Annotated in this window: 18 protein-coding genes, 1 tRNA gene and 1 pseudogene; 10 read left to right on the top strand and 10 right to left on the bottom strand. The window is 60.7% G+C overall.

All coding sequences use genetic code 11. The features are described from left to right. Nucleotides 1–120: 120 nt before the first annotated feature. Nucleotides 121–1,140, bottom strand: coding sequence for a sugar ABC transporter substrate-binding protein (locus ABIE40_RS02080; RefSeq protein WP_112713623.1), 1,020 nt, complete (start codon nucleotides 1,138–1,140; stop codon nucleotides 121–123). 239 nt (nucleotides 1,141–1,379) lie between these two features. Between ABIE40_RS02080 and ABIE40_RS02075 the strand changes: the two genes are divergently transcribed. The 4 genes from ABIE40_RS02075 to ABIE40_RS02060 are packed head-to-tail and all read left to right on the top strand — an operon-like array spanning nucleotide 1,380 to nucleotide 3,712. After that, nucleotides 1,380–2,627 carry an ROK family transcriptional regulator gene (locus tag ABIE40_RS02075; protein ID WP_199626081.1) on the top strand — a complete coding sequence of 416 codons (1,248 nt, stop codon included), beginning with the start codon at nucleotides 1,380–1,382 and terminating at the stop codon, nucleotides 2,625–2,627. Next, complete coding sequence (locus tag ABIE40_RS02070) at nucleotides 2,611–3,093, top strand: RbsD/FucU family protein (RefSeq protein WP_025555520.1); 483 nt, start codon at nucleotides 2,611–2,613, stop codon at nucleotides 3,091–3,093. The genes ABIE40_RS02075 and ABIE40_RS02070 overlap by 17 nt, the downstream gene beginning before the upstream one ends. A 50-nt stretch (nucleotides 3,094–3,143) precedes the next feature. Further along, nucleotides 3,144–3,419, top strand: a complete 276-nt coding sequence (locus tag ABIE40_RS02065) for a BrnT family toxin (RefSeq protein ID WP_199626080.1) — start codon at nucleotides 3,144–3,146, stop codon at nucleotides 3,417–3,419. Continuing rightward, nucleotides 3,404–3,712, top strand: a complete 309-nt coding sequence (locus tag ABIE40_RS02060; protein ID WP_025555372.1) for a BrnA antitoxin family protein — start codon at nucleotides 3,404–3,406, stop codon at nucleotides 3,710–3,712. The genes ABIE40_RS02065 and ABIE40_RS02060 overlap by 16 nt, the downstream gene beginning before the upstream one ends. Before the next feature lie 15 nt (nucleotides 3,713–3,727). Here the strand turns inward: ABIE40_RS02060 and ABIE40_RS02055 are convergent, their stop codons facing one another. From ABIE40_RS02055 to ABIE40_RS02045, 3 genes are all read right to left on the bottom strand, one after another. Then, on the bottom strand, nucleotides 3,728–4,765 hold the full coding sequence (locus ABIE40_RS02055; protein WP_199626079.1) for a proline racemase family protein: 1,038 nt from the start codon (nucleotides 4,763–4,765) through the stop codon (nucleotides 3,728–3,730). A gap of 42 nt (nucleotides 4,766–4,807) precedes the next feature. Continuing rightward, complete coding sequence (locus tag ABIE40_RS02050; protein WP_199626078.1) at nucleotides 4,808–6,058, bottom strand: NAD(P)/FAD-dependent oxidoreductase; 1,251 nt, start codon at nucleotides 6,056–6,058, stop codon at nucleotides 4,808–4,810. 85 nt (nucleotides 6,059–6,143) lie between these two features. Continuing rightward, nucleotides 6,144–7,397, bottom strand: a complete 1,254-nt coding sequence (locus ABIE40_RS02045) for an alpha/beta hydrolase (protein WP_413710894.1) — start codon at nucleotides 7,395–7,397, stop codon at nucleotides 6,144–6,146. A 177-nt stretch (nucleotides 7,398–7,574) separates the two neighbouring features. On the opposite strand from ABIE40_RS02045, the gene ABIE40_RS02040 reads away from it, so the two are divergent. Beyond that, nucleotides 7,575–7,958 carry a hypothetical protein gene (locus ABIE40_RS02040; RefSeq protein ID WP_025555417.1) on the top strand — a complete coding sequence of 128 codons (384 nt, stop codon included), beginning with the start codon at nucleotides 7,575–7,577 and terminating at the stop codon, nucleotides 7,956–7,958. Between the two features lie 352 nt (nucleotides 7,959–8,310). Here ABIE40_RS02040 and ABIE40_RS02035 read toward each other — a convergent pair whose 3' ends face one another. Both ABIE40_RS02035 and ABIE40_RS02030 read right to left on the bottom strand, forming a co-directional pair. Further along, nucleotides 8,311–9,192 carry an aldo/keto reductase gene (locus ABIE40_RS02035; protein ID WP_199626077.1) on the bottom strand — a complete coding sequence of 294 codons (882 nt, stop codon included), beginning with the start codon at nucleotides 9,190–9,192 and terminating at the stop codon, nucleotides 8,311–8,313. A 218-nt stretch (nucleotides 9,193–9,410) separates the two neighbouring features. Beyond that, on the bottom strand, nucleotides 9,411–9,725 hold the full coding sequence (locus ABIE40_RS02030; protein WP_112713633.1) for a hypothetical protein: 315 nt from the start codon (nucleotides 9,723–9,725) through the stop codon (nucleotides 9,411–9,413). A gap of 313 nt (nucleotides 9,726–10,038) precedes the next feature. Here ABIE40_RS02030 and ABIE40_RS02025 point away from each other — a divergent pair, with 313 nt between their 5' ends. Next, entirely contained in the window at nucleotides 10,039–10,221 is a 183-nt protein-coding gene (locus tag ABIE40_RS02025; RefSeq protein ID WP_199626076.1) for a Flp family type IVb pilin, read from the top strand. 121 nt (nucleotides 10,222–10,342) lie between these two features. Here ABIE40_RS02025 and ABIE40_RS02020 read toward each other — a convergent pair. The 3 genes from ABIE40_RS02020 to ABIE40_RS02010 form a co-directional block, all read right to left on the bottom strand. After that, nucleotides 10,343–10,419, bottom strand: a tRNA-Arg gene (locus ABIE40_RS02020). Nucleotides 10,420–10,539: 120 nt separating this feature from the next. Further along, entirely contained in the window at nucleotides 10,540–12,045 is a 1,506-nt protein-coding gene (locus ABIE40_RS02015) for an ATP-binding protein (protein WP_199626075.1), read from the bottom strand. A 153-nt stretch (nucleotides 12,046–12,198) separates the two neighbouring features. After that, entirely contained in the window at nucleotides 12,199–14,202 is a 2,004-nt protein-coding gene (locus ABIE40_RS02010; RefSeq protein ID WP_199626074.1) for a methyl-accepting chemotaxis protein, read from the bottom strand. A 466-nt stretch (nucleotides 14,203–14,668) separates the two neighbouring features. Here ABIE40_RS02010 and rpmH point away from each other — a divergent pair, with 466 nt between their 5' ends. From rpmH to yihA, 4 genes and pseudogenes are all read left to right on the top strand, one after another. Beyond that, on the top strand, nucleotides 14,669–14,803 hold the full coding sequence (rpmH, locus tag ABIE40_RS02005; protein ID WP_025555461.1) for a 50S ribosomal protein L34: 135 nt from the start codon (nucleotides 14,669–14,671) through the stop codon (nucleotides 14,801–14,803). A gap of 22 nt (nucleotides 14,804–14,825) precedes the next feature. After that, entirely contained in the window at nucleotides 14,826–15,233 is a 408-nt protein-coding gene (gene rnpA, locus ABIE40_RS02000) for a ribonuclease P protein component (RefSeq protein ID WP_130279171.1), read from the top strand. Next, nucleotides 15,233–17,024 (top strand): annotated as a pseudogene (yidC, locus tag ABIE40_RS01995) (membrane protein insertase YidC). Before rnpA ends, yidC begins: the two are co-directional and overlap by 1 nt. A gap of 130 nt (nucleotides 17,025–17,154) precedes the next feature. Then, nucleotides 17,155–17,811: a ribosome biogenesis GTP-binding protein YihA/YsxC gene (gene yihA, locus ABIE40_RS01990; protein ID WP_199626073.1), complete on the top strand. Its 657-nt coding sequence runs from the start codon at nucleotides 17,155–17,157 to the stop codon at nucleotides 17,809–17,811. A gap of 49 nt (nucleotides 17,812–17,860) precedes the next feature. Here the strand turns inward: yihA and ABIE40_RS01985 are convergent, their stop codons facing one another. Continuing rightward, nucleotides 17,861–18,418 (bottom strand): fasciclin domain-containing protein, encoded by a 558-nt coding sequence (locus ABIE40_RS01985; RefSeq protein ID WP_199626072.1) that lies wholly within the window; start codon nucleotides 18,416–18,418, stop codon nucleotides 17,861–17,863. Nucleotides 18,419–18,454 lie beyond the last annotated feature (36 nt).

The raw sequence follows: 18,454 nt of genomic DNA, 5'->3' as shown, positions 1-18,454 counted from the left end.
CGCCAGCTTCTGGCAGGACGTGGGATAAGCTGCACCCAATTCGGCGCGCTGTCAAAGATGAGCAGGGAGCGGAGATGCCGCTTCAGGCATCTCCGCGTTTTGGTTCAGGCTAGGCGGGGATCAACCCCAGCACTTGCCCAGGCCTTCCTTGGTGTCGATCGACTTGACGCCGGAAACCGGCTTGTCGGTGACGAGGGTAACGCCGGTGTCGAAGAAGTTCTTGCCTTCGGTCGGCTTCGGCTTTTCGCCGCTATCGGCGAACTTCTTGATCGCTTCGATGCCGAGAGCGGCCATCTGCAGCGGGTACTGCTGCGAGGTGGCGCCGATGACGCCATCAGCAACGTTCTTGACGCCCGGGCAACCGCCGTCGACGGAAACGATCAGCACGTCCTTCTCACGGCCGACAGCCTTCAGCGCTTCATAGGCGCCGGCAGCAGCCGGTTCGTTGATGGTGTGGACGACGTTGATGGTCGGGTCCTTCTGGAGAAGGTTTTCCATCGCGGTACGGCCGCCTTCTTCGTTGCCGTTGGTGATGTCGTGGCCGACGATGCGCTTGTCGTCTTCGTCACCGATCTTGTTCGGATCCTTCGGGTCAATGCCGAAGCCCATCATGAAGCCCTGGTCGCGCAGAACGTCGACGGACGGCTGGGACGGAGTGAGGTCGAGGAAGGCAACCTTGGCATCGGCAGCCTTGTCGCCGAGCGTTTCCTTGGCCCACTGGCCAATCAGCTTGCCGGCGAGCAGGTTGTCGGTTGCGAAGGTCATGTCGGCAGCGTCGATCGGCTCAAGCGGGGTGTCGAGCGCGATGACGAGCAGGCCGGCGTCGCGCGCCTTCTTGATGTTCGGAACGATGCCCTTGGTGTCAGAAGCAGCAATCAGGATACCCTTGGCGCCGTCAGCGATGCAGGTTTCGATAGCGGCGACCTGGCTTTCGCTGTCACCGTCGATCTTGCCGGCGTAGGACTTCAGGTTGACGCCGAGTTCCTTGGCCTTGGCCGTCGCGCCTTCCTTCATCTTGACGAAGAAGGGGTTGGTATCGGTCTTGGTGATCAGGCAGGCCGAAACGTCGGCGGCCATTGCCGGAGCCGAGAAGGCGACGCCGAGTGCGAGCGCGCCGAAAGCGAGAACTGATTTCTTCATGAGAACTCCTCCCAGAGATTAACCGGATCGCCACGATGGCCGAACCCGTATTTTCAAGCACGAACGCGGCCGCGGATTTCGCGTTTAGCCTCCTCCCAGGCCGCTCGATGCCGTTCACGTTGGCGATTAAAAGCGAAAAGAAAATCGCTTGTCAATAAATAAATCCAATTGAATTATTAATTCGCTATGGCATGCTGGTTGAAAATCAGGCATAGGCCGATGGTCGGGAGGAGTGGCCAATGGCATCCTTGGAAGGCCCGGTGCACGCACCGGCCCAACCGCCAATATTGAACCCCGCCGGGGGCGCGAACCAGATCCGGGTGCGCGCCTACAACGAGCGGCTCGTGCTTTCGCTGGTGCGCCTCTACGGCGCGCTGTCGAAGGCCGATATCGCGCGCCGCAGCGGTCTATCGGCGCAGACGGTTTCCGTCATCATGCGGGAGCTTGAGAGGGAAGGTCTGCTTTCGCGTGGCGCCCCGGTGCGCGGCCGCGTCGGCCAGCCGTCGATACCGATGCATCTCAACCCGGATGCCGTCTATTCCTTCGGCGTGAAGATGGGCCGGCGAAGCGCCGACCTGGTGCTGATGGATTTCGTCGGCAATATCCGCATGCAGCTGCACAAGACCTATGCCTATCCCCTGCCCGGCGATTTTCTCGATTTCATCGTATCAGGCATTGCCGAGCTCGAGGGACGGCTGGATGCGCAGCAGCGCGGACGGATTGCCGGGATCGGCATCGCCGCCCCCTTCGAGCTCTGGAACTGGGCCGAGGAAGTCGGTTCGCCGCCCGGCGCCATGGATGTCTGGCGCGGCTTCGACCTGCAGGGCGAGGTGACGAAGCGGGTTTCCTACCCCGTCTTCCTGCAGAACGACGCGACGAGTGCCTGCGGCGCCGAGCTCGTTTTCGGCGTCGGCCCCTCCTATCCCGATTTCGTCTATTTCTTCATCGGCTCGTTCATCGGCGGCGGCATCGTCTTGAACTCGGCGATCTTTTCCGGCCGCACCGGAACGGCGGGCGCCATCGGCCCCCTCCCCGTGCGCGGCAAGAACGGAGAGACGCTGCAGCTGCTTGAAATCGCTTCGATCTTCGTGCTCGAAAACATGCTGCGCGAACGCGGCATCGATCCCGAGCCGCTCTGGTATTCCGCCGACGACTGGGTGGATTTCGGCGAGGCCATGGAGCTCTGGATCCAGGATTCCGCCAAGGCGCTGGCGCAGGCGATCGTTGCGGCCGCCTCGATCATCGACTTCAGCGCCGCCGTCATTGATGGGGGCTTTCCGGGCTGGGTGCGCGAACGGATCGTTCGGGCAACGATGCGTGAAGCCGAGAAACTCGACCTTCAAGGCGTCGTCATGCCGGAGATCATCGAGGGCGCTGTTGGGTCGCAGGCACGCGCGATCGGCGGGGCGAGCCTTCCGATCTTTGCGCGCTATCTGACCGATCAGAACGTGCTGTTCAAGGAGATTGAAAATGCTGAAGGGGCTTGATCCGCTCTTGAGTCCGGAGCTGCTTTCGACGCTGCGCGCCATGGGCCACGGCGACGAAATCGCCATCGTCGACGGCAATTATCCGGGCGTCGAACACGCCCGCCGGCTGATCCGGCTCGACGGCCATGGCCTTATCCCGGTGCTGGACGCCGTGCTCAGCGTGCTGCCGATCGACGACTTCGTGCCCGAAGCAATCTTCCGCTCGACGGTCAAGGCCGAGCGCGACAAGCTCGATCCCGTGCATGAAGAAATGATCGACTGCTGCGCCCGCCACGAACCGCATCGCGCCGTCACACCACTGATCGGCCAGGATTTCTACGGCCGCGTCCGCGCCGCCCACGCCATCATCCAGACGAGTGAACCGCGGCTCTACGCCAACATCATCCTGCGCAAGGGCGTGATCTATCCGCAGACTGCGGACCAGCATGGCAACGCCAAAGGCAAGAGCGATCCTTTCGAGTATTGAGGTCATTTGCGATGCGTTGCAAACTTCAATAAAGTAGCTACATTAAATTCATGAAGATCGTCTGGGACGAGCCTAAGCGGCAGTCAAATCTTGATAAGCATGGATTTGACTTTGCCGATGTCGATGAGCTCGACTGGCGCCGCGCTGTTATCGAGGTGACCAAGCCTGACGCCGAGGGCAAACAGCGGATGAAGGCAATTGGCTACTATCGTGATGGGACAGCCGTTGTGATTTTCGCGACGCTCGGAAATGAAGCCATATCCGTCATCAGCTTTCGAAAGGCTAACGCGAAGGAAAGGAGCAAGCTTGAATGGCCAAAACCCTAAAGACATTTCAGCCCGGCCGTGGCTACTCCAAGGATGATTGGGACGCCGTCGATTCACCACCACTGACGGACGAAGAACTTGCCGCCATGCGTCCCGCGCAAGACGTTTTGCCCAAAGCATTTTTCGATGCAATGGACGAGCACCGGCGCGCACGCGGCCGGCCACCGATCGAACATCCCAAGAAGCAGATCACACTGCGCATTGACGAGGATGTCGTCGCGAAATTCCGTGAGAGCGGCAAAGGCTGGCAAGGACGAATGAACGCTGCCTTGCGGAAAGCTGCCGGGCTCTGAGCCCGGCATTATTCCTTAAATCTCGCCCGCCTGTGGCCCCCAGACGTCTGTCAGCGCGAAACCGCCCGGGTGCGGGTCGAAGGGGTCGAGGGCGACCTGTGAGAGGCCGAAGGTGAAGCCGCGGCCGGTGATGGTCGGGATGATCGCCGGGCGGCCCGCGACTTCGGTGACGGACTGCAGGCCGACTTCGAATTCCGAGCCGATGATCGAGCGCGACGTGAAGATGTCGCCGGGCTTTGCCTTGCCGCGCGCATGCAGGGTGGTGAGGTTTGCCGAGCTGCCGGTGCCGCAGGGTGAGCGGTCGGCGCGGCCGGGCCACATGGTCGTGCAGGTGCGCACGGCGCCATCCGGCTCGATATCGCGGAACATGACATAGGCGACGCCCGAGATCGCCGGAATTTCAGGATGCACGACCTGGATGTCGCGGTTGATGATGTCCTTCAGAACCATGCCGGCACGAACCAGCTCGGCGGCATTGGACTTCTCGATCTTCGAGCCGATCTGGCCGACATCGACGAGCGCATAGAAGATGCCGCCGTAGCAGAGATCGACTTTGATCTTGCCCCATTCCGGCGTCTCGACCTCGACATCGAGCTCGTGGACGAAGGCGGGAACCATCGTCAGGCGCACCTTCTCGCAGCGGCCGTCGCGGCAGGTGGCGACCGCCTTGACGAGGCCGGCGGCCGTTTCGAGCGTGACGACCGTTTCCGGCTCCTTCATCTCGACGATACCGGATTCGAGCAGCGCGGTCGTGACGCAGATCGAATTCGAGCCGGAGCTCGCATGTGCCTGGTCGGGCTGCAGGATGATGAAGGCCGCATCGGCATCCGGATGCTTCGCCGGCAGCAGAAGATTGACGGAGCCGATCGGCGCGCCGCGTGGCTCGAGGCAGAGGAAGCGGCGAAGCTCGGTGCCCTTGGGATCGGTATTCAGCCAGTGCAGCTGGGCAGCCACTGTTTCACCGGGGATCTTCGGCACGCCGCCAATCGCCACCTTGCCGATTTCGCCTTCGCAATGAACGTCCAGAAGCTGGATCGTGCGCTTCCATCTCATCTGCCTAGTCCTTCCAGTGCGAGCTCAGGCTCGTCATGCAAATCAATATCTATCGATGCGGAACGGCTTCATGTCGATCGCCGGCTTCTCTCCGGAGACCATATCGCCGATCAGCTGCGCCGTCGTCGCTGCCAGCGTCAGGCCGAGATGGCCATGGCCCGTCGCGTAGAACACGCCGGGCACCTTCGACGAAGCCGAAATGATCGGGATCGTGTCCGGCAAGGCCGGGCGATGGCCCATCCACTCGCTGGTGTCCTCGACCGTAAGGCCGGGAAGCACGCGCTGTGCATGGCGTACCAGAACACGCGGGCGACGGAAATCGGGCGCGGCATCAAGACCGGCGAGTTCGACATTCCCGCCGATGCGGATCCCCCCTGCGGTCGGCGTGACCATGAAGGCGCGGTGCGGCCAGATCACCGAATAGCGCATGGAAATGCCGGGCTTCATGATCTGCGTGTGGTAGCCACGCTCGGTTTCGAGCGGGATCGGCTCGCCGAGTTTTTCGGCAAGCGTGCGCGTATGGACACCGGCAGCGAGGACGACCGAACCGACCTCGATACGCCGGCCGCTTTCCAGGATGACGGTTTTACTTCCATCGGGCTTGCGCTCGATTCCCTGCACGCTGCCGGACAGGAAGTGCGCACCAGCGGCTTCAGCCGCGGCTGCAAGCTTGACGACCAGCTGATAGGGATCGCGGATCGACTTGTTGTCAGGCAGCAGCACCGCCTTGGCAACCTTGGACGACAGCGTCGGCTCGTAATGCTGGATCGCGCCGCCGTTCAGCACTTCGAACTCGAAGCCGTAGCGCTGCATCATCTCGATATGACCGCGGTCGCCGGCAAATTCGGCTTCCGTCTCGTAGATCGCCAGGCAACCTTCGTCGGTCATCAAGTCAGGCGCGCCGATCGCCGAGAGCATGGTGCGGAAATCGCCGAGCGCGCGGCCGGTCAGCAGCATGCCGGCATCCTCGATCTCGCGCAGGCGCGACGGCCGGCCGGCGGCGATGAAGCGCAGGAACCAGGGCAGCATCTTCGGCGCGTAGGAGGGACGAAGCCATACCGGGCCTTCCGGATCGAGCAACCATCGGGGGATCTTCTTCCAGGTCGTGGGGCCGGATCCGGCCGCGAAATCGAGCGCGATGCTAGCCATATTGCCATAGGAGGTGCCGCGACCGGGTTCACCCTTGTCGATCAGCGTTACCTGGAAGCCGCGCCGTTGAAGCTCGAATGCAATCGAGGCGCCGATCACACCCGCGCCGACCACGGCAACCGTTTGCTTCACATTATCCGTCATCGCGCCATCCATTCCCATCGGCGCCCTGGAGATCGCCGTCAAAGGACGTGATATATCAGATCAATCCACTTGCCTATGGGAATTTTTACTGGCTCGGCAGCCCGGCGCCGACGCTGTCTCCGACGGAGCCTGCGGTGTTCTCCACCGACTGACCGAGCCGCTTCAGCTGCGCATCGTAATTGCGCCGGGTGCGCGGATCGAAGATCGCAATCGGTGTGCTGACGGCAACGCTGGCGGCACTGCCGACAGTCTGTGCAGCACCGATGGCGACGGCACCGACAGCTTCGCCGAGACCGACATTGGAATCCGTGATGGTCTGTCCCGCAATCAGCCGATCACCGATCAGCTTCACCACTTCGGGGCTTTCTGCGAACTTGCCGTGGTTGAGGCGGTCGCCGCCCTTGAGCTTGGTAAGATCGAGCACTGTGATGCCCGCCGCTTCGAGTTTGCTGCGGTAAGGCTCGACCGAGGGATCGATCTGGCCGAGGCGATCGACATTGCCCGAGATGCGGCGCGACAGGGCAAGCGCCCGGTCATCCCGTGAGACGAAGATGGTGAAATGCGGCTTGTCCTTGCCGAGGCTGACAAACTGGCGGCCGAAGACATCGACATCGAGATCCGGCGACGCCAGGATGACATTGTTGATCTTCGGGGCCACGCGTCCATCGCGGATCGCCATCTGCCGCAGCGCCTCGACGGTCAGCCAGGTGCCCATCGAGTGCGCCATGATCGTCACATCGCTAACGGCGGGGTTCTCGGCGGTACGGCGCAGCAGCTCTTCCAGCGCATCGCGGGAATAGTTGGTGCTTTCCTTGTCGTAATTATAGTCGAAGATCGAGCCGCGCGACGGCCAGGTGAAGACGACGGGCGCGACGTCGGCATGCGAGTCGTGAACGATCTGCGCGAAGCGGTAGACCGCATCCTCATAGAGATTGTTGAAGCCGTGAACGAAAATCAGCACCCGGCGGCTCTTCGGCATATGGCCCTTCAGCCAGCCCTCCCCCGCCTTCTCGCCCTGCAGCGGATCGACAGAGACGGTGACAAAATCACGCAAGGGATCGGCGGGCAGCCGCTTCGGCCACTGGACCTGGCCGACCTTGCGATTGGCATCCGGCGGGATCGAGACATCGACGGCATTGACCATCAGACCGGTGCCGCGCTCGCCGGAGAACAGAACGCCTGGGTCGGTATCCGGTGCGCGAGTGGTCGCGACCAGCAGATTGACTTGAGAGGTGCCCGGCTGCGTCGCGCCTACGGGGGTCATGACGCCGACGGCGCGGCCACCGCAGCCGGTCAGCAGAAAGGCTGCAAGCGTCATCGCAGCAAGCGTCTTTTGCATCGCCCCTGATCCGCCGAGCATGCCATCTCCCCGTTACTGCCGGCAGTCCGGCCGCCCGCCAAATAAGACGGCCAATGCAGCGGAGTCAAATAAGGCAGGCCGATCACGTCCGGGTGAAACTTTATCTTCGTCTTGTCCGTTCTTCACCCAATACTCATGGATAGATGGACGGATGCAATGAAGGCTATTCTGATCGCCCTCGCCTCGGCGGCATTGCTGATGCCGTCGCTCGCGCATGCGGAACGGCTGGCGGAAGACGACATCCGCCGCGATATCATCGGCAAGACGATCTATCTCGCCACACCGCTCGGCGGCGAGCTGCCGCTCAACTATCACACATCGGGCGCCGTCGACGGCAGCGGCAAGGCGATCGGTCTCGGCCGCTACTTCAAACCCAGCGATACCGGCAAATGGTGGATCCAATCGGACCAGCTCTGCCAGAAATTTCAGACCTGGTACAAGGGCGCACCGATGTGCTTCCAGCTGGAGCGTGCCGGCCCCGGCAAGGTGAAGTGGACGCGCGACAACGGCGAGACCGGCGTGGCGCGGATCGGCGACTGATTTCCAAGCACTGAAATAAACGGGGCTGAAATGGAAAAGAGCTCGGTGCGGGAGGAGGTGCACCGAGCTCTTGATCTTGACTGGCAACTGGGAGGAGGAGTGTTACCAGTCTTCGTAAGAGCGCTGGGAGGAGGAGTGCGCTGCTTACGGAGATATAGATAGCCCATTCATTTGATCAGGAATAGGGATATTACCGCAACGCAGCAATGCATCATTCGCATAGCTAACTGTCGCACATTTGCGAAGTCGCCTCATTTTGCAGCAATTTTAATCAACCGGTCAAATTCCTGACCGATTTTCGGCCGGATGCGGGGGCATGGCGACGGTTGCCGCCACACCTTTCGTCACAATATCAGGCGGCCTTGAAAAGCTTCTTGCCCTCGGCATCGAGAGCCGCGAACTCGTCATCCGACAGCGTGATGCCGACAGCGGCAACGTTTTCTTCCAGATGCTTGACCTTCGAGGTGCCGGGGATCGGCAGCATCACGGGGCTGCGCTTCAGCACCCAGGCAAGGGCGATCTGGCTCGGCGCCGCGTTGTGCTTCCTGGCGATCGTATCGAGCAGCGAGCCCGGCTTGGCGAGGTCGCCAGCGGCGAGCGGATACCAGGGGATGAAGCCGATATTGTGCTTTGCCGAATAGTCGAGCACATCCTCGCTGGTGCGATCGACCAGATTATAGCGGTTCTGGACGGTGGCGACCTTGAAGTATTTCGATGCCGCCTCGATATCGGCGACGGAGACTTCGCTCAAACCCGCATGGCGGATCAGACCGGAGGCCTGCAGCGACTTGATCGCATCGAACTGCTCACCGGCCGGGACCTTCGGGTCGATGCGGTGGAGCTGCCAGAGATCGATCCTGTCGACGCCGAGATTGCGCAGGCTCTTGTGCACCTGCTGGATCAGATATTCGGGACGGCCGACGGGAAGCCAGATATTCGGGCCATGCCGGGTCAGGCCGCCCTTGGTGGCGATGATGGAGCCCTTGCTGTAGGGATGAAGCGCTTGCTTGATCAGCCATTCGGAAATGTCGGGGCCATAGGAATCGGCAGTGTCGATGAAATTGACGCCGAGTTCCGGAAGGCGCTTCAGCGTACGGATGGATTCGGCATGATCGGCCGGCTGGCCCCAGATACCGTCGCCGGTGACGCGCATGGCGCCGAAGCCGAGCCGATTGACCTCGAGATCGCCACCGATCTTGAAGGTGCCGGATTGTGCAGCATTCAAAGCGGACATTGTCTTTCCTCTCTTATCGATGCGTGAAAACAATCAAAACGGACGAGAGGCAGCAGCCGGAGCTGGCCGGACATCCAAATGCGCACAGCTCGGCAATTCCGCTTCCGGCGGCAAGGCAGAACAATGCTGAAGATAGATGGGCAGCGACCATGTGCGGGGCAATATGCTGCCCTCGTCAGCCGGCACGTTTTTGAGAGGTGTTGGGGCGCCTACACGGTCTATTGATCGTAGACGGCCCGATAGCCTTCCGACGAGGCGCAGGCGGTGTAGGCACGGCGCGCGGCACTACGCGAGACCGCCTTGCCTTCATCCTCATCATATTGACCGCTGATCTGCGAGCGCTCCTTGTAGAGCCGCATCGATTCGTCATAGGCCGCATTGCCCTCCCCCATGCACATCGCATGCGCGACGAAGGACGGATTGGTAGGCGTACCAACAGGATAGAGAACCGGAGAATTGGCACGATCGACGCAACCGGCAAGCAAAGCCGCCATACCGGCGACCGAGACCACAACCAAACCACTTGCCTTCATTGCATTCTCTCCTGCGCGCAATCCGGACAATCCGGCTCAAGACGCAGATAGCCGCGCAAGGTTGCGCGAAGCTAGGTTGGGGAACCGTTTAATAAAAGGAGACCACCCTCGGCGTAACGAAGCTGTTATCACCATGTACACCCTCAAAGCACAGCAGCCACTTTTAGGCTATTCTGTATGTTCTGAAATATTATCCAGAAATTTATAGATAATAAAACCCATATTAATGGAAGCTAAACGATAGCTTGCTACTTTGTAGGCGCCATAGCTTTTGGCCGAACTCTCATTTTAACAGCCCCCATACGAGGAACTCATGACCAAGCTTCTTGCACGTCTCTTTAGAGATGAATCCGGCGCAACCGCAATCGAATACGGCCTGATCGCGGCGCTCATCTCCGTTGCACTGATCGCCGGCGCCTCCAGCCTCGGCAACGGGCTGAGCGATACGTTCAACGTCGTATCGTCGAAGCTGACAAACGCAACCAGCGGCCTCTAAGCATAGCCGCCCCGCGTGACGGACTCGCCGGACACGCGGCGAGTCATCGAAGGCCATGCGAGACCGCAGTAGCGCCACGCGGTTTCGTTGCTTCGTACTAGGTTTTTGAAAAATGAGAGAGTGGCGCACCCGAAGAGATTCGAACTCCTGACCCCCAGATTCGTAGTCTGGTGCTCTATCCAGCTGAGCTACGGGTGCGTCTCGAAGCGGCTGAACCGCTTGCGTGGCGATCCTCTAAAGGGTCCTCCGGGGGAATGCAATAGGGTTTGTGAAAAAATCGCGACTTTCGTTCCGCAGAGCTGATCTGCGGAATTTGCATTACTTTTCAGCGTGGCTGCGGGAGCGGTAATCGTCCAGGGAAACCGGGCGATCCGGGATCTCGATGCGGAATTGCGTGCCGGCCGCAGGTTTTTCCACAAGGGCGATGGTGCCGCCGTGGGCGAGCACCAGCTCGCGGGCGATCGTCAGGCCGAGACCTGTGCCGCCGGAGCGGGCAGAGCCGCGGAAGGCCGTAAAAAGGTTCTGACGCGCCTTCAGCGGCATGCCGGGACCGGTATCGTCGACGATAATACTCACGACGCTGCCGACACGCTGGCCGGAGACAGTGATTCGCTTGATCCCATCCATTCCAAGCTCGCCCGGCATCATCAGCGCCTGCAGCGCATTGCGGCAGAGGTTGTGGATGACACGGAAGAGCTGCTCGCTGTCGCCATCGATTTCGAGATCAGTCGACATCTGCTCGACGAACTCGACGCCGCTTGCCGGATCGATCGCCAGCATGTCGCGGACATCCTGGGTGAGCTCGTAGAGACGGATGCGGCGGCGGCGCGGCGCCGATTCGCTCGCCTGGCCGTAAGAGAGCACTGCGGTCGTGTAGCCGACGGCGCGGTCGATGGTTCTGAGCAGCTTCGGCGCGAAGCTCTTGACCATGGGATCATCGACATCGACGAGACGGTCGGACATCAGCTGAGCCGAGGCCAGGATATTGCGCATGTCATGATTGATCTTCGAGACGGCAAGGCCGAGTGCGGCAAGGTTCTTCTGCTGCTTCAACGTCTTCTGCAGCTCGACCTGCATCGAGGTCAGATGGCGCCCAGCAACGGCCAGCTCGTCGCGCCCGCCCTCGCCGACGAAGACGTTCTGCGGATTTTCGGGATCGGCCGAGAAGTCCTGCATGCTGCCGGTCAGATTGCGGATCGGCCGGATGAGGATGCGGTTGATGACGAAGAAGACCAGCGTTGCCGTGAACAGCGAGATCAGGATCGACAGCAGGAGAACGTTGCGGGCATAGACGAACATCGCATTGCGCAATGCCCGATCCTTCATGACCACTTCGACCCCGGTCGCGGTATCGCCGACAGGGCCGTAGACGCGGATCATCCGGTTGCCGCCGAAGATCAGCGTATCCAGTGCATCGCAGATGGCGCTGACGGGCGTGACCTTGGTCAGATCATATTGCTCGTCGACGGATGTCGGCATCTCGCTCATCGCCAGCAGGCGGGATGTGCCGTCCTTGCGCAGAACGATCGCCTTGGTGCCGGTCGCTTCCAGCGTTTCCTTCTGGACGGAGCGCGGCAGCTCCACCGGCTGCAGGCCATCGATGACGATCGCGGCGGCAGCGGCGGTGTTCAGCTTGTCGTCCAGCCAGCGGATACGCATGCTGGCGATCGAGGGGAAGAAGATCAGCACTTCGGCGAGCATGATGAACAGCACAATCATCCAGAGCAGCTTGCCCGAGAGACCACTGAGCCAGCCTGCCGGGCGTTCACCGCCAGCAGCCATCGTTACATTTGCTGAAATTCCGCTTTGGTCTTGCACCGGCATCGCTGTTTCCGTTCGGCGCAAGCGCCTGCGAGGCAGAGACTTATATTAGACGGATTATTTTGCACTTTCAAATCTTCGCGAGGCGCGGCAGTTCGTCACAAAAGAAAACGCCGCCCGGAGGCGGCGTTTCCTGAATTCGAGCGCGTCTGGCGATCAAAACTCTTCCCAGCTCTGCTCGGCGACCGCAGCATTGCCGTTGAAGGCACGGGCGACCGTGTTCATGGCACGGCGGGCCGGCGACGCGACCGGGCGATGCTCTTCGCGGCGGGCGACGGCGACCGGAGCTGCGGCATGGCCCGTATTCGACACCTTGAAGCGCGAGATCAGGCGCACCAGGCCATCGGCCTCTGCCGAGAGCTTGTGGGTCGCAGCCGAGGTTTCCTCGACCATCGCGGCGTTCTGCTGGGTCACCTGGTCCATCTGGTTGACGGCGGTGTTGACTTCCTTGAGGCCGGTCGACTGTTCCTTCGCCGCGGTTGCGATCGAATGGATATGGTCGTTGATGGCGATGACGCGGGTCTCGATTTCGGAGAGCGCCTCGCCCGTTGCCTGCACCAGCTTGACGCCGACATTGACTTCATCGCCCGACTTGGTGATGAGCGCCTTGATGTCCTTGGCGGCGGTGGCCGAACGCTGCGCCAGTTCGCGGACTTCCTGTGCGACGACCGCGAAGCCCTTGCCGGCTTCACCGGCACGCGCTGCCTCGACGCCTGCGTTCAGAGCAAGCAGGTTGGTCTGGAAGGCGATTTCATCGATCACGTTGATGATCTGGCTGATTTCGCGGGATGCCTGCTCGATACGGCCCATGGCGTCGACGGCGTTGCGGACGACCACACCGGAGGCGCCGGACTTATCCTTGGCTTCGGAGACCATGACGCTGGCTTCCTGGGCGCGTTCCGTCGAGTTCTGGACGACTGCGGTGATCTCATCGAGTGCGGCAGACGTCTCTTCGAGTGCAGCGGCCTGCTGCTCGGTACGCTTCGACAGATCGTCGGTCGCAACGCGCAGTTCGTTGGTGTTGCCGTTGATCGCTTCGGTCGTTTCGCGAACTTCGCGCATCGTCGTCTGCAGGGTGACGAAGGTGCTGTTGACGTTCTGCTGCAGTTCGGCAAAGGCGCCCTGGAACTCGCCGCGCATGGTCTGCGTCAGGTCGCCCTCGGCGAGGCTTGCGATAACGCGGCGGGTTTCGTTGACACCGCTATCAACGCTCGAAAGCAGCGAGTTGATGTTGCCGGCAAAGTGGTTGAGGCTGTCGTCCTCGTAGTCCTTCTCGATGCGGCGGCTGAAATCGCCGGCAGCAGCGGCGGCGACGACGACGGACATGCTGGACTGCAAGTCGTCGCTCTTGGCGCGCATTGCGGCTTCCTGAGCATTCAGGCGCTTCACGGCGAGACCGTTCTGCTTGAAGACGGCGACGGCAGCGGCCATGTCGCCGATTTCGTCCTGGCGGCCGGCATAAGGCACTTCGGCGTCGAAATTGCCATCGGCAACTTCCTTGATCGCGGTCGTGACCTTCTTGATCGGATGGCTGAGGTGGCTGGTGCCAATATAGAAGCCGAGGCCGACGCCAGCGGCAATGCCGAAGGTGGTGATGGCAAGCACGAGCCAGAAGATGGACTCACGGAACGCCTCGATCTCGTCGTCAACGGCATCGAGTTCAGCGCGGTCGGTCTTGACGATGGCGTCGATCTCGGCCTGGAAGGCCTTGCGGTTGGCGCGGTTGGCGTCGTTGTTGCCCTGATCGTTTGCGGCAGCCGGGCTCACTTCAGTACCAAGACGAGCGGTCTCGGTGCGGAAGGTGCGGAATTCCTTGGAGCGATCGACGAGCTTGCTGAAGGTATCCTTCTGGCTATCGGGCACGAGCGGCGCCCAGCTGGCGATAACCTTGTCGATCTCGTCGAGATCGGTTGTAATGCCCTTGGCGAAGGGTGCGACGTCCTTGACGTCCTTGGCGGCGTAGATACCGCGGGCTTCCATGACGACGGCCGTCACGAAACGGTTCAGGCGCTCACCGGCATAGGCGCGGCTGGAAGCGCTTTCATATGCGGTCAGCTTATTGTTGTATTCGTTCATAGCGAACAATGCCGTGGCGCCGATAACGAGCGCAACGCCGGCCATCACGCTGACCAGCAAATTGATCTTTCCACGAATTTTCAAAGTATAGTCTCCCTGGGGGTGAAGAGAGCCTGGAAAGCAATTTCCCAGCCGATGAACAAAATATCGGCGAAATTTCTTAAAGTTATGTTTCGGATTTTAGTTGTTCCGACTACAAGAAATTATCCCTATTATTCCGGAACGAAGCACGATTTTCGCAAAAATTGCAAGCGTTGCGGCCGAGACACCGGAAAATCGTAACGGCAGCCACACATCTGCCGCAAAATTCAACCTTTCCGGGCCTTGCCGTAGTCGTTAACACCAATGTGCGACTTTTTGCATTGTGCAACTTTGATGGGCAGCGCCGGCAAGATCATTTGCGCTGGTATAATTGACTTCCGGGGTCACCATCCGTATAAGCCGCCGCACGTCCGGTCATTCAAGGTCTCTGACCTCGTCCGTTCGCAAAACAACGCTCCTTGCACTTTGCAAAACTTAAGAAGGGCCGCACTCCGCGGTGTTTAAATAAATGAAGCGTACCTACCAACCATCCAAGCTTGTCCGCAAGCGCCGCCACGGCTTCCGTGCGCGTATGGCCACCAAGGGCGGTCAGAAGGTTCTGTCTGCTCGCCGCGCCCGCGGCCGCAAGCGTCTTTCGGCCTAAGGCCGGAATTGCCCGATAAGAGATGGCGGGCGAATTGACGACCAAAAAAGAACAAGAAAAATCGACTGTCGGGCGGCTGAAAAGCCGCCCGCAGTTTCTTGCTGCGCGCAATGGCGAAAAACGCCGCGGCGGCTTCTTCCTTCTCGAGGTCCTTGACCGGAAGGAACCCGACACCGAAGCCCGTGTCGGCTTCACAGTCACCAAGAAACATGGCAACGCAGTCGAGAGAAACCGCATGCGGCGGCGTCTTAAAGAGGCCGTGCGGCTTCATGCAGGGTTTGCAATGCAAGCCGGACACGACTATGTGGTTGTCGCAAGAAGGGATGTCCTGAAGGCATCTTTCCAACAGTTGACTGCGGAGCTCAAAGCCCGCGTTGAAAACAAGCCGAAACAAAAGCGGTCGAATGAAGGCCGCTCCAGGAACGTATGATGCAAAACAACCGCAATTATTTCATTGCGATCGCTCTTTCCGTGCTGATCGTTCTTGGCTGGCAGTTCCTTTATATGAATCCGCGCATCGAAGCGCAGCGCAAGGCGCAGGAAGCCCAGAAGGCGCAGCAGACCACCGAACAGACGCAGACGCCCGCCGCTGGCGGCGCTCAGCCGCAGACGAATGGTGCCGCACCGACCGGCCAGGCGGCAGTGACGACCACGCGTGAAGAAGCGCTTGCCAAGTCGCCGCGCGTCGTCATCGACACCGCCGCTCTCTCGGGCACCATCAACCTGACGGGCGCACGCCTCGACGACCTGAAGCTCAAGGGCTATCACGAGACCGTCGACAAGAGCAGCCCGATCATCACGCTGTTCTCGCCGGCTGAATCGAAGGACGGCTACTTCGCCGAGCTCGGTTATGTCGGCAACGACCAGACGGGCACGGTTCCCGGCGCATCGACGGTATGGACGGCACCCGAAGGCGCCAAGCTGACGGAAAAGACCCCGGTCACGCTGACCTATACCAACGACAAGGGCCTGACCTTTGCCCGTACGATCTCGGTCGACGAGCGCTACATGTTCACGATCACCGACAAGGTGACGAACAGCGGCGCCGGCGCGGCATCGATCTCTTCCTATGGCCGCGTCACGCGCAACAACAAGCCGACGACGCCTTCCGTCTACGTCCTGCACGAAGGCTTCATCGGCGTCATCGGTGACGATGGCCTGGTCGAAACCAAGTATAGCGCCGCCGAAAAGGAAGCCGTTACGCCCGCCAAGTCCACCGGCGGCTGGCTCGGCATCACCGACAAGTATTGGGCTGCGACGATCGTTCCGCCGCAGAAATCGGCCTATGAAGCCCGCTTCGCCTACTATGCCGGCGAGCGGCCGACCTACCAGGCAGACTACAAGGAAGACGCCGTCAGCATTCCGGCCGGCCAGTCTGTCGAGCTGAAGAGCCTCGTCTTCGCCGGCGCCAAGGAAGTTCCGGTCATCGACGGCTACGAAACCTCCTACGAAATCCCGCGCTTCGACCGCCTGATCGACTGGGGCTGGTTCTACTTCCTGACGAAGCCGATGTTCAAACTGATGGACTTCTTCTTCCGTTACTTCGGCAATTTCGGCGTGGCGATCCTGCTGACCACCATCGTCGTCAAGGCGCTGTTCTTCCCGCTCGCCAGCAAGCAGTACGCTTCGATGGCGAACATGAAGCGCATGCAGCCGAAGATGGAAGAGCTGAAGGCGAAGTTCGGCGACGACCGCATGGGCCTGCAACAGGCAATGATGCAGCTCTACAAGGAAGAGAAGATCAATCCGGTGGCGGGTTGCTGGCCGATCGCGCTGCAGATCCCGATCTTCTTCTCCCTTTACAAGGTGATCTACATCACCATCGAAATGCGCCACGCGCCGTTCTTCGGCTGGATCAAGGACCTTTCGGCTCCGGATCCGACCTCGATCGTCAACCTTTTCGGCCTGCTGCCGTTTGAGGCACCGACCCTGCTGCATCTCGGCGTCTGGCCGCTGATCATGGGCGTGACGATGTTCCTGCAGATGCGCATGAACCCGACGCCTCCGGATCCGACCCAGGCAATGATCTTCAACTGGATGCCGCTGGTATTCATGTTCATGCTGGCAAGCTTCCCGGCCGGTCTGGTCATCTACTGGGCCTGGAACAACACGCTCTCGGTCATCCAGCAGTCGGTCATCATGAAGCGCCATGGCGTGAAGATCGAGCGTCTTCGACAATCTGAAGGGCCTCTTCAAGCGAAAACCGGCACCATCGAAATGACGTTGAAAGCCCCGCTCCGGCGGGGCTTTTTCGTTTCAGGGCGCCGTTACCGCACAGCCGCAAGGTTGACATTCAGCCGCAAAAGCTGAATGCGGTAGCTGACAGATTTCTGATACTGGATAAGGGCCGGATGACGGACAAGAACGACAAGCCACTCTTCGGACGCCCGTGGATCTTTATCCGCGGCGTGCCGTCCATGAAATTCCTGCCGCCGGAAGGACCTTTCGAGGTTGCCTTTGCCGGGCGCTCGAATGTCGGCAAGTCGTCGCTGATCAATGCGCTTGTCGGCCACAAAGGTCTGGCGCGCACATCGAACACGCCGGGCCGCACCCAGGAGCTCAATTACTTCGTGCCCGACGGCTATACCGGCGAAGGCGGCGACCTGCCGCCGATGGCGCTGGTCGACATGCCGGGCTACGGCTATGCCCAGGCGCCGAAGGATCAGGTCGACACCTGGACGAAACTGGTCTTCGATTACCTGCGCGGCCGCGCGACGCTTAAGCGCGTCTATGTGCTGATCGACAGCCGCCACGGCATCAAGAAGAACGACGAGGACGTGCTGACGCTGCTCGACAAGGCGGCCGTCTCCTACCAGATCGTTCTGACCAAGACCGACAAGATCAAGCCGCCGGCTGTCGTCAAGCTGCTCGCGGAGACCACCGAGAAGATCAAGAAGCGCCCGGCCGCCTATCCTTTCGTGATTGCTACCTCTTCTGAGAAGAGCGACGGACTGGACGATTTGCGCCAGGCGATCGCCGAAACGGTGGAAATCACCAACTGGAAATGAAAGAGGCGCCCCGAAAGGCGCCTCCCCACATTCTCCTGCCTGCAATCATTTACATCTTCGGCAGAAGCACCTTGTCGATGACGTGGATGACGCCGTTCGACTGCTTGACGTCGGCGATCGTGACGTGAGCCACGCCGCCGTTTTCATCGGTCAGCGTGATCTTGCCCATGCTTTCCTTGGCCTTGATGATGCAGCCGCCGACCGTCTTGATGTCGTGCTCGCCGCCATCGTCCTTGATCATCTTGGCAACCGTCTTCAACATCGCGTCCGCGGCAACGACGTGGCAGGTCAGCACCTTGGTGAGCTTGGCCTTGTTCTCCGGCTTGAGCAGCGTATCGACGGTACCGGCCGGAAGGGCCGCGAAAGCCTCGTTGGTGGGCGCAAATACCGTGAACGGCCCTTTGCCTTCGAGCGTGGAAACCAGGCCCGCCGCCTTCACGGCTGCAACGAGCGTGGTGTGATCCTTGGAGTGAACGGCATTCTCGACGATATTCTTCGTCGGGTACATGGGTGCACCGCCGACCATCGGGTTCTTCGCCTGGGCCGCAAAGGCGATCCCGGATACGGCGGCGGCAAGCGCGATGGTGCGCATAGCGGACTTGAGCATGATCTTCTCCTCCAAACCGGCCGCGTAACGCTGGCC

It is taken from the genome of Rhizobium sp. OAE497 (assembly GCF_040546565.1).
GTDB lineage: Bacteria > Pseudomonadota > Alphaproteobacteria > Rhizobiales > Rhizobiaceae > Rhizobium.
This window is presented reverse-complemented; position numbering and strand designations above follow the sequence as displayed.

Coding starts and splice junctions, on each gene's coding strand:
- ABIE40_RS02080 (WP_112713623.1), bottom strand. CDS start 1,140: ATGAAGAAATCAGTTCTCGCTTTCGGCGCGCTCGCACTCGGCGTCGCC.
- ABIE40_RS02075 (WP_199626081.1), top strand. CDS start 1,380: ATGGCATCCTTGGAAGGCCCGGTGCACGCACCGGCCCAACCGCCAATA.
- ABIE40_RS02070 (WP_025555520.1), top strand. CDS start 2,611: ATGCTGAAGGGGCTTGATCCGCTCTTGAGTCCGGAGCTGCTTTCGACG.
- ABIE40_RS02065 (WP_199626080.1), top strand. CDS start 3,144: ATGAAGATCGTCTGGGACGAGCCTAAGCGGCAGTCAAATCTTGATAAG.
- ABIE40_RS02060 (WP_025555372.1), top strand. CDS start 3,404: ATGGCCAAAACCCTAAAGACATTTCAGCCCGGCCGTGGCTACTCCAAG.
- ABIE40_RS02055 (WP_199626079.1), bottom strand. CDS start 4,765: ATGAGATGGAAGCGCACGATCCAGCTTCTGGACGTTCATTGCGAAGGC.
- ABIE40_RS02050 (WP_199626078.1), bottom strand. CDS start 6,058: ATGACGGATAATGTGAAGCAAACGGTTGCCGTGGTCGGCGCGGGTGTG.
- ABIE40_RS02045 (WP_413710894.1), bottom strand. CDS start 7,397: ATGCAAAAGACGCTTGCTGCGATGACGCTTGCAGCCTTTCTGCTGACC.
- ABIE40_RS02040 (WP_025555417.1), top strand. CDS start 7,575: ATGAAGGCTATTCTGATCGCCCTCGCCTCGGCGGCATTGCTGATGCCG.
- ABIE40_RS02035 (WP_199626077.1), bottom strand. CDS start 9,192: ATGTCCGCTTTGAATGCTGCACAATCCGGCACCTTCAAGATCGGTGGC.
- ABIE40_RS02030 (WP_112713633.1), bottom strand. CDS start 9,725: ATGAAGGCAAGTGGTTTGGTTGTGGTCTCGGTCGCCGGTATGGCGGCT.
- ABIE40_RS02025 (WP_199626076.1), top strand. CDS start 10,039: ATGACCAAGCTTCTTGCACGTCTCTTTAGAGATGAATCCGGCGCAACC.
- ABIE40_RS02015 (WP_199626075.1), bottom strand. CDS start 12,045: ATGCCGGTGCAAGACCAAAGCGGAATTTCAGCAAATGTAACGATGGCT.
- rpmH (WP_025555461.1), top strand. CDS start 14,669: ATGAAGCGTACCTACCAACCATCCAAGCTTGTCCGCAAGCGCCGCCAC.
- rnpA (WP_130279171.1), top strand. CDS start 14,826: ATGGCGGGCGAATTGACGACCAAAAAAGAACAAGAAAAATCGACTGTC.
- yihA (WP_199626073.1), top strand. CDS start 17,155: ATGACGGACAAGAACGACAAGCCACTCTTCGGACGCCCGTGGATCTTT.
- ABIE40_RS01985 (WP_199626072.1), bottom strand. CDS start 18,418: ATGCTCAAGTCCGCTATGCGCACCATCGCGCTTGCCGCCGCCGTATCC.